The 13,836-nt window shown below is 42.6% G+C and carries 10 protein-coding genes; 2 read left to right on the plus strand and 8 right to left on the minus strand.

The genetic code is table 11. The features are described 5' to 3' along the window. Window positions 1-59 precede the first annotated feature (59 nt). From A5868_RS12710 to A5868_RS12725, 4 genes are all read right to left on the minus strand, one after another. Window positions 60-2,948, minus strand: a complete 2,889-nt coding sequence (locus A5868_RS12710) for a vWA domain-containing protein (protein ID WP_086303255.1) — start codon at window positions 2,946-2,948, stop codon at window positions 60-62. 283 nt (window positions 2,949-3,231) lie between these two features. Then, window positions 3,232-4,755 (minus strand): helix-turn-helix domain-containing protein, encoded by a 1,524-nt coding sequence (locus A5868_RS12715; RefSeq protein ID WP_086303254.1) that lies wholly within the window; start codon window positions 4,753-4,755, stop codon window positions 3,232-3,234. Window positions 4,756-4,947: 192 nt separating this feature from the next. After that, window positions 4,948-6,378 (minus strand): 6-phospho-beta-glucosidase, encoded by a 1,431-nt coding sequence (locus A5868_RS12720; protein ID WP_086303253.1) that lies wholly within the window; start codon window positions 6,376-6,378, stop codon window positions 4,948-4,950. 17 nt (window positions 6,379-6,395) lie between these two features. Further along, window positions 6,396-7,790 carry a 6-phospho-beta-glucosidase gene (locus A5868_RS12725; protein WP_086303252.1) on the minus strand — a complete coding sequence of 465 codons (1,395 nt, stop codon included), beginning with the start codon at window positions 7,788-7,790 and terminating at the stop codon, window positions 6,396-6,398. Window positions 7,791-8,008: 218 nt separating this feature from the next. Between A5868_RS12725 and A5868_RS12730 the strand changes: the two genes are divergently transcribed. Next, window positions 8,009-8,926, plus strand: coding sequence for a MurR/RpiR family transcriptional regulator (locus tag A5868_RS12730; RefSeq protein WP_086303251.1), 918 nt, complete (start codon window positions 8,009-8,011; stop codon window positions 8,924-8,926). Between the two features lie 51 nt (window positions 8,927-8,977). Here A5868_RS12730 and A5868_RS12735 read toward each other — a convergent pair whose 3' ends face one another. The 3 genes from A5868_RS12735 to A5868_RS12745 form a co-directional block, all read right to left on the minus strand. Beyond that, window positions 8,978-10,888, minus strand: coding sequence for a beta-glucoside-specific PTS transporter subunit IIABC (locus tag A5868_RS12735; RefSeq protein WP_086303250.1), 1,911 nt, complete (start codon window positions 10,886-10,888; stop codon window positions 8,978-8,980). Between the two features lie 84 nt (window positions 10,889-10,972). Continuing rightward, complete coding sequence (licT, locus tag A5868_RS12740; protein ID WP_010779687.1) at window positions 10,973-11,815, minus strand: BglG family transcription antiterminator LicT; 843 nt, start codon at window positions 11,813-11,815, stop codon at window positions 10,973-10,975. Window positions 11,816-12,188: 373 nt separating this feature from the next. Further along, window positions 12,189-12,380: a hypothetical protein gene (locus tag A5868_RS12745; RefSeq protein ID WP_086303249.1), complete on the minus strand. Its 192-nt coding sequence runs from the start codon at window positions 12,378-12,380 to the stop codon at window positions 12,189-12,191. Between the two features lie 132 nt (window positions 12,381-12,512). Between A5868_RS12745 and A5868_RS12750 the strand changes: the two genes are divergently transcribed. Beyond that, window positions 12,513-13,025, plus strand: coding sequence for a type 1 glutamine amidotransferase domain-containing protein (locus tag A5868_RS12750; RefSeq protein ID WP_010779685.1), 513 nt, complete (start codon window positions 12,513-12,515; stop codon window positions 13,023-13,025). 421 nt (window positions 13,026-13,446) lie between these two features. Here the strand turns inward: A5868_RS12750 and A5868_RS12755 are convergent, their stop codons facing one another. Beyond that, window positions 13,447-13,752, minus strand: coding sequence for a hypothetical protein (locus tag A5868_RS12755; RefSeq protein ID WP_086303248.1), 306 nt, complete (start codon window positions 13,750-13,752; stop codon window positions 13,447-13,449). Between the last annotated feature and the right edge of the window lie 84 nt (window positions 13,753-13,836).

Below are 13,836 nucleotides of genomic sequence, written 5' to 3' on the forward strand. Positions count from 1 at the left end.
GACCTTCTCAACTGCTGCTTGAGAAAGAACCATTCGGCTATAAAATATTGTAATTCTATTTAAGGTTTTCGACTATGATACACATACACGCTGCTCAAGAAGACACCCATACTTACGAGAACCCCAGCCAGCAAATAGAAACTCCGCAAGCCGATCCCCCCGGTATGCGGTAAGGCACCCGGCCGGCTTTTTTTGTTTGTTACCTCCAGAGCGATCGTATTGCCTGTCTCCTTGATCCCTCCTGATCCAGCGACATTCGGATGTTCCTTGATAGCCACGCGACCGTCCACTTGAATCGTGAACAAGATGGGTTCCGTTATGGCCTCATATCCTTCGGGAAAGACCGTTTCTGTTAATGTATAATCCCCTGGACGCAAGTCAGAAAAATCAAATGCCGGTCCGCCAACAATCGTTTTTTCATAGGCCTCACCGGTAAGCTTGAAGCTCGCTCCCGCAAGTGATTTCCCTTCATCATCCATCTTTTCAACACGTAATGCAAAATTTTCCAACGCATTGATGGCATGGTATTCTTCGGTTTGATCATTGACCTTGATGATCAAGGATTCCGCTGTTTTATCTTCAGTTACATGGAGCGCAAAAGGCGTCATCTTTTGGAATCCTTGGGGCACATGCGTCTCTTCCACGAGATACTCTCCAAGCGCAAGTTCTTCGATCATAATGGCGCCGTTTTTATCAGGTGTCAGATTCTCAGCAACGAGGCGCCCCGCCGCCGTTTTCACCTGAAATGTCGGCAAGTCCTTTTTAAAAGGCGTCTTCCCATCCTCCATGAATTTCCAAAAACGGTAGCTTACACGTAACAGCTCATTCGTGATCGTGAGGCCCTCTGCCTTCAAGTCCTCTGAAGTAAACTGCTCCTGACTGAGGACGGCTTGCTTGTACCCGGGGGTTCGCGTCGGCTCGATGACTCGATAGTGCTGGTCGGCACCCCCTTCTACAGAGGAAAATTGGGCTTTCCAGTCATTTGCTTCAGTTAATTCTACCCTTTCGACCTCTTTCCAATCCGTCCCCTCCAAGTGCTGGAGGACCGCCGTGATCGAATCTGGCCGTAGTTTCCAGTAATTTTCTACCCCTTGAAGGTCATCCTTCCAGACCTTCATCACCGGAATGCGAAATTCCGCTTTTGGTAATTTGACGGATGGACTCCCAAATTCCAGCAAATCATTCGTTCGTTCAGGCAGCGGCTGTAGGGTCGTCTCCTTATTGGTCGGATACCAGAGATTCGAAACAAATGACGGGTCATCACTCTTCAAGCGAACCGTGTATTCAACTTCGATCTCCTGATCCCCGCTTAGATTGATATTGTCCACGTTGATCTGCTCTGCCGTATGGGAAATCACTGGCAGATCCTCGATCTTCGCGGCACCGTTGGCTACCTGCGTGACTTTCGGTGCCTTTTCTTCTTCCATCACAAGCGTCACCATGTCTCCCAAAGGATCAACGATTTTCCCTTTATCGACCGTCCGAATGACCGTTTCGTACCAGCTCTTGAAATACTCCGTCAGATCTGCTCCTTTTTCAACATAATAGTAGAAAAAGTCCTCTGCCGTATCCGTCTCAGCATCTTGATTTCCGTTGGCCCGCTTCGTCGACATTTTATAGAGCCCCCGCAACAGCTCCTCCCGCTTATTCGTCTCATTCACATTGACCGTCAGCTGCATCGCGATCGTATGGATCTCGACTCCGGCATTTTTTATATCCATCGCTGTCGAGTTCGTCGTGGTGATATGACTGTTGATCACGCCATTGTAAGCAGGAATGATCGTCGTCTTATAGCTTTTGGTCCCTAATACATCCCCGGGGTTGTAGCTTCCCTTCGTTCCCTTGTTAAAATCAGTAAAATGCAGGCGATCAACGAACATGTCTTTGTTCGGTGTTCCTTTATCCTTTGTCGTCCAGCTCAAATTCGGCGCGCCATCCGTCAAAACAAACAACAATTGACGCCGTCCTTCCGAGTTCGGTGCTGCATCAAAAACATCTTTTGCTACGGTCAAGCCTCGCTGTGTGAAGGTCGCCCCCAGTGAATAAGCCCGCGCGTATTCCGCTTTTAATTTGTCCCAATCGGCTACATTGTTAGACAATTGAAATGTTGGGATCTGCCCCTGCTTATCCCCCCAAGCATTTTTGGTATAGTCAGAAAAAATGTGTCCGCCGATCCGGATCGATTCTCCTGAAGAAGCGTAAACATTTTTCAATTCCGTGATGATCTTATCCAATGCCTCGTTTGCATAGGCTTTTCGATTCTGTGGTTCGCCAGTTTCCGTATTGTTCATCGAGTCAGAGTTGTCCAATAAGAAGACGATGTCCACCCCAGTATTTTGCGTCGTATTCCCGCGAACATTCAATTTGATTTTAAATTCTTCCTCGCGGTCTGTCTGCTGGGCATATTTCCGTAACTGAACATCTGGATTCGTTGCATCAGCTCCGTATTTGATGTACGAGTGCGTATAATCATTCTCCGAAACATTCCACGACGTCACCTTGTCCCAACCCGTCTGCTCGTTGATCCCCCCTTGATGATTCAAAACATTCGTTTGACCCTCAGGCTGCCACGCAAATGTCGGATAGGTTCCCTTCTCGTCTGTTTGATAATCCGGTTTTTTATTCGTATAAATTGGTTCGTAGCTTTTCCCAAGGGTTGGTATTTGAGGCCCCTGCGGCAGCTTTGCTTCGTTGACTATCGGTTGATCCGACGTCTTCTTTGTTGATGTTTTTGTCGCTTTCTTTTCAGTTGCTTTCGCCGTGGTTTTTTTCGTCGTTTCTTTCGTTGATTCTTTCATCGTGCTTGTCGTTATTTCTTTCGTCGTCTCTGTCGTCGCCTCCGACGTTGCCACCGTCTTCCCTAGAACAGTGATAGTCGGCACGACGATACTCAGGATGATGATGACTAAAAGAAACAATGACCCGACCAACACTTTGCTTTTTCTCATCTCTCTCGTCTCCTTCAACTAATGCAGATTTAGCCCCTATAGCATACCAAATCGTCAATTTCCGTAAAAAACAATTCTTAAGTTATTTAAAGTTGACTGAAATCAATAGAATTAAGCAAACCGAAAAACATGGTGTTTTATTATTTTTATTTCTTCTTTTTGTTAAAAAGAAAGAGTATTTTTTTTTTTACTTTTTTTCTAATCCAGTGAATAGTTTTAAAACAAAAAAATCAACGGAGGTAATTTTTCCGTTGATTTTCTAATAAACAATTCTATTATTCTGTTATTTATTTGCCAATTCTGCATCTTTTTTTTCAGCAATTTCACCGATCATTTTTTGAATCAGCCGCGTGCTTTGAGTCGTCAAAAAGGGATCAATCACGACGACCGGATAATCTTCTGGGATTCCTTCCGAAGAGCCTGTGGTGATCAAGCAATCATAGCGCCTCAATTCATCCAACAGCTGGGCCGTCCCTACAGACAATTGTTCAAAATGAACGATCGAGATATTTCCAAAGACATACTCCTTGATCTGCTTCGCCAAAAATCCTTCCTCTGTCGGCGACAAATCCGATAGCAGCAATACCTTCAAGGCATAGTCTTGCTCGGCGAGCCATTCCATACTATGGGTGACCATGGTGATCAGCAGGTAGTTGTAATTTTTAACGAAATCATTCTCTTGAAACATCTGGTATTTCTCTACGAACCGTTCCACTAATCGACGGACTTTATTGAACCCGCGGCTGTAGATCTTATCCACTTCCATCAGGAAATCTGCACGATTCCGCCACAATACCCCGATGAATTGTCCCTCTGGATCATACAAATAAAAATCATTGCACAAAACGGTCGTCAAATCGATCTTATCCTGTTTAGAAAAGCGGTAACCTAACATTTTGTCATAGTCCTGAACCAGCTCATAATGCCGCATGAACAGCTCCTGATATTTCGGATTGTCCGTCATCGCCAACTCCCGATGAGGAATACTGAATACGATCGAATCTGAAAAAGTCGGCCACAAACAATCTTGTAAAATAAACGGACGAAGGTCCATCGCCACGATTTCTCTGACGACTTTTTTTAGTTCCTTATACGAATCCCCAAAAGGCAATTTGATTCCCTTCGTTCGCAGCTCTTCCTTTGGAAACGGGTGGTTGTTTTTTATCCTCCATAAGCTGATATAAATGTTGTACACCAAATATTTCTGGAAAACATATTTCCGCCAAATATCATTCGCCTCGACGAACTCTTGAACATAGTTGTTGATCACATCGTATTGCACCGCCGTTAAATTAGGCAGCGTACTTTCAAACATATTCTGCCGTTCACTGTAAAACCGAAAATAAAAGGAGCGAATCTCTCCTTCTCGCCCTTCGATCCGCAGCGGACGGTAACAAAGCTCCATCCCAGCCTCTGACAAAGCCTTCTCAATTTTTTTCAACGCCCGTTGTGTGTTCGAAGTACTTAAATACAATTTTTTGGACAGCGACGTGATGCTGTCGCAACGCTCGTATAATAATTCTTCGATGATTTGAAATTCTGAGCTTCGATTCAAGGTGTCTGCATAGATATTGCCCAAATTTACCTTTGGATCGATCTCTAAGCGGTACAGCCCCTTCACTTTGTTAATCAGATAATAAGAGTGCTGCTCGTTGATCAAATCGATGTCATTCAGCAAAATCGGCAGTGAACAATTCAGTTCACTCAGTAATTCATCACTGGACAGCCCATCCCTGCGGTAATAAAGCTTTTCTACCAGTTCCAACCGCCTAGTATCACTTGTTCCTAAAATAGATCTAAAATCCATAATGACCCCCTCCTGATCCAGTTAACTACTGACACCTCAACTGATTCTTTTGATCATTGCACAAAATCACATTTACCGAAAATGATTCTCTATGAAAATAATAAATCGAATAACAATTAAGAACAAGTAAAAAGTAAAAAAACATTTTTCGACAAAAAAAGAGACCTGCACGCAGCAGATCTCTTTTCTGAATTAATTACTTAAGTCATCTCCGTTGGTTTCAATCACTTTTTTGTACCAGTCGAAGGATTTCTTCTTGCTGCGTTTCAATGTGCCGTTGCCTTCGTTGTCGCGGTCTACGTAAATGAAGCCATAGCGTTTCTTCATTTCACCGGTTCCAGCCGACACCAAGTCAATACAGCCCCAAGTCGTGTAGCCTAGGAGATCGACACCGTCTAAATCAACCGCGTCTCTCATCGCTTCGATATGCTTCGCTAAATAATCGATGCGGTAATCATCCACTACATACCCATTCTCATCAGGAGTATCCACTGCACCTAACCCATTTTCGACGATGAACAATGGTTTTTGGTAACGGTCATACAGGTCATTCATAGTGATACGTAAGCCCAATGGATCAATTTGCCAGCCCCATTCACTTGATTCCAAATAAGGATTCTTCACTGAAGCAAAGATATTTCCGGCTGTTTGCTCCAACAATTCTGGGTCTGTCGTAGCAACACGAGAAGAGTAGTAAGAGAAGGAGATAAAGTCGACTGTATGTGCTTTCAGCAACTCTGCGTCGCCTTCTTCCATCTTCACGTCGATCCCCTTACGTGCCATTTCCTTCAGCGCATAAGCAGGGTATTCTCCCCGAGATTGCACATCAATAAAGAAGTAGTTTTGACGTTCTTCTTGACGACCTTCCCAGACATCTTCTGGTTTTGGTGTATAAGGATAGTATGAACCTGCCGCCAGCATACAGCCAACTTGGTTTTCAGGATCGACTTCATGGGCGATCTTCGTTGCGATTGCAGAGGCAACCAACTCATGATGGGCCGCTTGGTATTTCACCTGCTCCACATTTTCGCCTTCTTCAAAGTACAGACCTGCCCCCATAAACGGCGCATGCAAGATCATATTGATTTCGTTGAAGGTCAGCCAATATTTTACCAATCCTTTGTAGCGAGTAAAGATAGCATTACACAAGTTTTCATAGAAACCGACCAATTCACGGCTGCGCCATGCGCCATATTTTTCTACCAGATGCATCGGGCAGTCAAAATGCGTGATCGTTACCAGCGGTTCGATGCCATATTTTTTACATTCCTTGAAAATGTCTTCATAGAATTTCAAGCCTTCTTCATTCGGCTCTTTTTCGTCGCCTTTCGGGAAGATCCGACTCCATGCTAAAGATAAACGATAGGTCTTGAAGCCCATTTCAGCAAATAAGGCGATGTCCTCTTTCCAATGGTGGTACATATCGATGGCTTCTTTTGCTGGATAAAAGTGTTCGTCATCAAAATCAAACATTTTCGTTTTGCCAGCGATCACGCCGAAACGATCTTTTCCAACGGGTGCCAAATCGACGTTTGCCAATCCGCGTCCGCCTTCGTTATAGCCGCCTTCACATTGATTCGCAGCGGTCGCGCCGCCCCATAAAAAGTCTTTTCTAAATCCCATTGCTTCATTCCTGCTTTCTATTTTACTTTTTCTAAATCTAATTCACGTGCCACTTCGTCCTGAACTTCGATGCCTTCTTTTTCTAGACGTTCGATGGTTTCTTTGAAGTTCGGCAAATGATCTTTATGTGCGATGAATAATTCGTCCATGATTCGTTGCGCTGTTTTACCAGAACGCACCATTGGGTTGATGGTAAATGCTTGCAATGCAGTGTTGTAGTCCCCAGTTACTGCTGCTTCGATCGTCAATAATTCCATTGCTTTCATGACTTGCAGCCAGCCGCGTTCTGCTGTAGGCAATTTGCCAAAGGCCACGTTACGCGCTCCTTGTCCGCCGATATACGCGGAAACTTCAACAACACAGTCTGCCGGAAGATCGGGCACTGCGCCATCATTTTTCGTAGAAACGACCAATTGCGTATTTTTATTTGAATAGATAGACGCGATCGATTCACAAGCTGCATCAGAATAATACGCGCCGCCACGTTGGCCCAATTGTTCAGGTTTGTAATCCAAGTTTGGATCTTTGTATAATTCGAACAATTCTGTTTCCGTCTTCTTCACTTGCTGGGCACGCGTACCGATTGTTTTGTATTCTTCCAACGCATGTGCCAATGTTTCTTCTTCTTGGTAATAATAATGGTGGTAGCCGCAAGGGATCATTTGCATTTGTTCCAGGATCTCTCTTGGGAACGGAATGTCATGAATGTTTTTCGGCATCCCAGTTTCATCGCCTTCATACATTTTATTAATGATCTCTTGTGTCACGTTTTTCCCGTGGGTATCGGCCACTTTATGCCAATGGAAGTGGTTCAACCCAGCAAATTTATAAATCAATTCATCTGGTTGTTTTCCTAGCATTTCAGGTTCGATCATCTGCGCCATCACCGGTACATTACATAAGCCGATGACTTTATCCCATTTTCCATAACGAACGACAGCTTCCGTCACCATACCGCTTGGATTTGCAAAGTTGATCAACCACGCATCAGGACAGAGACGTTTCATATCCTCTACGATATCTAAAATGATCGGGACTGTCCGAAAAGCTTTGAACATGCCGCCAGCACCATTCGTTTCTTGACCAAGCATGCCGTAATACGCTGGAATACGCTCATCTTTGATCCGAGCCTCTAACAAGCCTACACGGAATTGTGTCGTCACAAAATCGGCATCTTTCAAGGCTTCTTCACGGTCCAACGTAATGTGGACTTTCACATCATAAGGAGAAGCATCCCACATCCGTTGCGCCATTGCTCCAACGATCTCAACTTTTTCCCGTCCCGCTTCAATATCGACTAACCAGATCTCGCGCACTGGTAATTCATCATAACGTTTGATAAAACCTTCCATTAATTCCGGTGTATAACTACTTCCGCCACCAATTGTAGCGATCTTTACTCCTGCTGCCATTCAATCGACTCCTTCTGTTTTATTTACATTCTAATTATCTATGATGTAAAATTTGAATTCAATGCGTTTACAATTTGTTCCATCCATATTTACAAATCGATGATTGTAAACGGTTTATTTTGTAAATACCGATGGAATATTTCTCGTTTTTTCTCATTTAATCCACAAATCTATTTACGAATAATTTATAATAAACGTAAACGGATGGAGGTACGCACATGTTACTATCAGAAAAAATGAAGCAAACGGACTTTTCTAATGCTGAGTCCGCCTTAGTCGCCTACATCTTGGACAAAGGTACAGCGATCGAACCCATGACTATCAAAGAAATTGCGGAAGCCAATTATGTCCATCCTTCGACGTTGATCCGCGTAGCCAAAAAATTAGGGTATCAAGGTTGGCTAGAATTACGAACAGAATTCCTTGCAGAACAAACGTATCTGCAAACGTACTTTGACGATGTCGATGCGAATTTTCCTTTCCAATCAAATGAAGGATTGATGACGATCGCTAACAAGATCGCTTCTTTAGAACGCACGACCATTGACGATACACTCAGTCTGCTAAATCACGATGACCTGCAAAAAGCCAAACAGCTTTTGCTTAACGCCAGTCAAATCAAGATTTTCGGCAGCAATGCCAATTTACTGATCTCACAGGATTTCGCTTTAAAAATGCGCCGCATCCAAAGAAACGTCGTTACCAGCCAGACAATGGGCGAGGATGCCTATGAAGCCTTCAACAGCCAACCAGATACTTGCGCGATCTTGATTTCCTACACGGGAGAAAATAACTTTATCTTGCAGATCGCCCGCATTTTGCGGAAACAACAGGTTCCCTTTATCGCGCTGACCAGTATCGGGGAAAATACGCTGACTTCTCTTAGCCATGCGACGCTGCGCATGACTACTAGAGAACGGCTCTATTCAAAAATCGCCAATTTTACCATCAATTCATCGATTTGCTACTTGTTGGATGTTTTGTATAGCTGCATTTTCGCTGAGGATTATCAAAAAAACCTGAATCATCTGATTGAAATCGGAGAGCTTGCGGATAAACGCAAAACCAGTTCAGCGATTATGGCGGAGTCTCCTGAATCAATGGTTCGCTTTACCGAATCCTTCCGCCCCAATTAATCAACTCCATAAAAAATGGAATGTGAACAAACACATTCCATTTTTTTCTGTTTAAACCAACACCGTTAATAATTCATCCTCGTTACAAATATCTTTCTTCTGATCAGATTCAATAATATCTAAGTAATCTGCTGAATTCGTCACGATAACTGGTGTCTCGACACTGTAACCAGCTTCTTCGATCGCTTTGATGTCGAAGGTCACCAATTTGTCGCCGCGTTTCACTTTTGCTCCTTGTTCAACGAAAGATTCAAAGAATTGACCGTCTAATTGAACCGTGTCTAAACCAATATGAATCAATAATTCTAAACCATTATCTGATACTAGCCCAATCGCGTGTTTTGTCGGGAACATCGTCATTACTGTGCCGTCAAATGGGGCAACGACTTCACCAACTGTTGGATGGATCACAACGCCTTTACCTAAAACACCTTGTGCAAATGCTTGATCTTTAGCTGTTGACAAAGGCATCATTGTGCCTGTTACAGGAGCAGTGACAATTTCTTTGCGAACTTCCATCGCCTTTTGTCCTTCTTCGACTTCCGCAACGACTGTATCATCTTTCCAGAAGAACAGTGTCAATGCAAAACCAATCACAGCGGCAATAACAATGGAAATTACTGAGTAGATCGCTCCAGATGTATCGCCTGTTTGCTGATTGATATAACTTGGAATACCAAAGACGCCCAAACCGCCCATTACATATGAACGAACATTCATCGCTGTCATGAAAGCCCCAGATACTGCCCCACCGATCATTGAATAGATAAATGGTTTTTTCTTAGGAAGAGACAGACCGTAAATAGCCGGTTCAGTAACTCCGCAGATCCCTGAAATAACTGCTGGTACGACCAATGCTTTTTCTTTTGGATTCTTCAAACGGAAGTACATTGCAGCAACTGCCGCTGTTTGTGCAAAGCTGGCACCAAACATTCCTGTCAACGCTGTAGAATAGCCCATTGTTCCCAGTTGCAAGATCGCAATCGGAATCAAGCTCCAATGCAGACCGAACATTACTAATACTTGCCAGAAGAAACCAACGATCAAACCGAACAAGATCGGAGAGAATGCCAATAAGCTGTCGAACCCAGTTGCTAACATATTCGTCAAGATCGTAATGACTGGACCGATTACCAAAAAGCCGATCGGCAACGCGATCAACAATAAGAAAAAGGGTACGAAGAAGTTTTGGATCACTTCTGGAATCACTTTGCGTAATGGTCGTTGCAACTTGCTCGCCATCCAGACGATCAAGATCGATGGGATAACACTGCTTGTATAATCATTCGCTACAAAAGGCAGTCCCATAAAGGTCATATAGACCGGACTTTCAAACATACTGCCGGAAAATAACGTGTACAGAGGTTGGACATCGCCGCCTCCAGTCAACGTGGACAATTGGATTGCCGGATAACACAACGCACCACCAATCACCAGACCTACATATTGATTCACGCCGAATTTCTTCGCGGCTGCAACTGCTACTGCGATTGGCAAGAACATGAAGATCGCGTCACCGATGGCATTCAGCACAATATAGGTACCGCTTTCAGGAGTCAGTACGCTTGCTGCTACTAATAAAGCATTCAGCCCTTTGATCATCCCGCCAGCACTTAATGCGCCTAAAAATGGTTGGAAAATTCCGCTGATCACATCGATCAATCGGTCAAAAAGACTACCTGACGCTTCGACTGGTGCGCTGCTTTCGCCGCCAAGTCCTGTCATATCCACGACGTCTTCATAGACTTGTCCAACATGATTGCCGATAACGACTTGATATTGACCAGCACTATGCATGATCGTTACAACACCATCCATATTTTTCAATACATCGTCGTTTGCTTTGCTCTCATCCTTTAATTTAAAACGTAAACGCGTGATACAATGCGTTAAGCTGTTGATATTGTCTTTGCCGCCAACATTTTCGACGATTTTTTCCGCTAATTCACGATATTTTCCCACTTCTATTTCCTCCTAATTTGTAGTCATCCTGTCTGCCTGTCTAACAGCACCCGGGTATTTCCTGTTAAACAAGCGCAGTGTTTTTTATTGCGTCACTTTTTGCACTAACCGTGCGATGTGGATCGTTAAATACAATTTCTCATCGTTCGTCATTTCGTATTGATACTTTTCTAAAATAAAATCCGCGATCTTCCCTACACATTTGTAGGCATTTTGATATTTTCTCTGAATGATCAAAAGCAGCTCATCGTCTGTCTCATCAGCAACTTGCCGTTGATTCATGATCCGTGAGGCAAAAAAGCGCAGATGCGTCGTAAAACGATAAAAATAGACAGATTCTTCATCCAGTTGAACTTTAAAATAATAGCTTGTGATTTGTATGATTTCCTGCATCATCTCTGTCATTAAAAAGGCATCATCATTATCGTTTTCCGTTTGCGCATTGACTAGATGCAACGCAATGTTTCCTGCTTCATCTTCCCCTAGATCAATACCGAACTTCTTTTTGATTCTCTTTACCGCGTCTACCCCTACTGAAAATTCATCAGGAAAGAACCGTTTAACGTCCCACAATAAAAGATTACGGACGCGAACACCTTCTTTGACGCGCTGGATCGCTGCATATAAATGATCAGTTATGGAAATGTAGAGCGAGTCATTCAATGGATTCTTCAATGTGACTTTTGCTTCGTCAATAATGTCATTGGCGATTTCTACATAGGCAATTGGCATATCCTCTAAAAGCTCTTGGAATTTATGGGACAATTCATTGTTGGCAAGATGGTAGGTTTTATCGATCGCGTCCTCCGCTATCTCATCCCCCACTTTTTTCTGAAAGGCTAGACCACGCCCCATTACAACGATTTCGTTATTTTTTTGATTCGTTGTAATTACCACATTGTTATTCAAAATTTTTCGAATCTGCATCCAATGCTCCCCCGTTCTGTGACATTCGCTACTCAAGCTCTTTTCCACGATCTCTTTCACTTAAAATGATAGATATATTTGTGACCGCTGTCAAACTCAATTTTGTTTTTTTAAGATCCTCCTTCCTATTTTTGAGCAACAAAAAAACCCAATGAGCGCACGACAAATAACATCGAATACGTCATCAGGTTTAGCTTGTATTTAAACAATCACTATCCATCATTTGGTCTATTTAATTCAAAATTAGCTTAACAAACAGAGAAAGCGCTGTCAATAGTTTTTACAAAAATAATTTTATTCGCCTTGTATTTTGTGAACGCCTATTAGCCTGTCTCCAGTACAAAAAGCTGTAAATCCTCGTTCCTTTATGCGCTTAGAAAGCACCGCTTAAAAGGTTGATCGCCAAAGATAAAAATATCACGACCATCACGATGCTGCCCCACAAACTTAACATAATGAAAGGAGACGTATTTTCGTTTCCTTCCTTTTTTATATTTTTAAATGTCCGCACGGTCATCCATAGCTGCCAAATCCCCAGCAATAAAATCACGATCCCAATAATCATACGCGTCACTCCCTCGTCTTCATTTTACACCTGCAAACAGGCGTTAGACAAATCCTCGAACAGATTAATTGAATTCTGCTTGGATATCCTTTAGGGTAAAAGAGTACTTAAAAAAGAAAGGATGGCATTTCAATGACCAAGAAAATTGCAGCGATCGTTACAGATTTAGTAGAGGATGTTGAACTATCCTCTCCGAAAGAAGCACTAGAAAAAGACGGCAATGAAGTCACTATTATCAGCTTCGAAGCCAATCAAGAAATTACAGGTAAAAAAGGAACTACCTTCAAAAGCGACAAAGGAATCGATGAAGTAAAACCAGAAGACTTCGATGCGCTATTGATCCCTGGTGGATTCTCTCCCGACCAATTACGCGGCGATTCACGCTTTGTCGCTTTCGTTACCTACTTCTTAGACAAAGAAGAACCACTCTTTGCGATTTGTCACGGCCCACAATTATTTATCCAAACAGGTTTGACAAAAGGTCGTACAATGACTGCCTATACAACGGTTCGTCCAGATGTCGGTTACGCTGGCGCTATCGTTAAAGATGAGGCTGTAGTGGTTGATAACAAACTCGTTACGAGCCGCACACCCGATGATCTTCCAGACTTCAACGAAAAAATCATTGAAGTACTACACGCATAATCGGTAAAGGACTAGACTATTTCTAGTCCTTTTTTTGATCCCTTCAATAAAAATAGATCGCGTTGAGACGCTCCTAAAATGAACGATAGCCCGCTCAATCATGAGCGGGCTATCTAACTAATCAATATTCATTATTCTAAAGTTGAGGGTGTTGACTATTACTAAAAATTAACTATTTCTCGTTTAAACGATGTATTCCCAAATCCTTCTAATACATCCTTGTAACCCTATAGTTACGCCAGTTTGATTAAATTTCATCAAAATGAGTTAAAGTGTCGCATAAAAATATCTTTCGTATAAAACAACTATAGCACAACTACAATCAAAACGAAAATAGCCAAATAAAACATTATATAATTCTTAAATCATTTTCCCGTTTATTTTCAGCAAGAAAAACTGCTTGTCTTCTTTTTCAAAACATTTAAAAAGCTGAAAAAATAACATCGTTTGCACCAAAATAATTCAACCCATATAAAAATAATACAAGGCCATTAATAATGAAGGAAAGGACGATGATCCCATAACGGATCGTCAGGTAAGAATACCCTTCTGGGCGATACCCGGTATGCCTTTTTCCATGGTAACCGATCATAAGAATCAGTAATAAAACCGTCATCACAGTCTGAAAAACCAACCCTGCTAAGTATAACAAAGGTCCACCATGATTCAGTTGGATAAAATACCCTCCCATTGTTAGTATATCAATCAAAATTGCGACTAGCGGCATGAACATGCCTCCCTTCAAATACTCACCTCGAGTATACCTCGATTCTTCAAAAAATCATTAAAAAAAGCTCTCGAAAATTCGAGA

It is taken from the genome of Enterococcus sp. 12F9_DIV0723 (genome assembly GCF_002174375.1).
Classification (GTDB): domain Bacteria; phylum Bacillota; class Bacilli; order Lactobacillales; family Enterococcaceae; genus Enterococcus_A; species Enterococcus_A gilvus.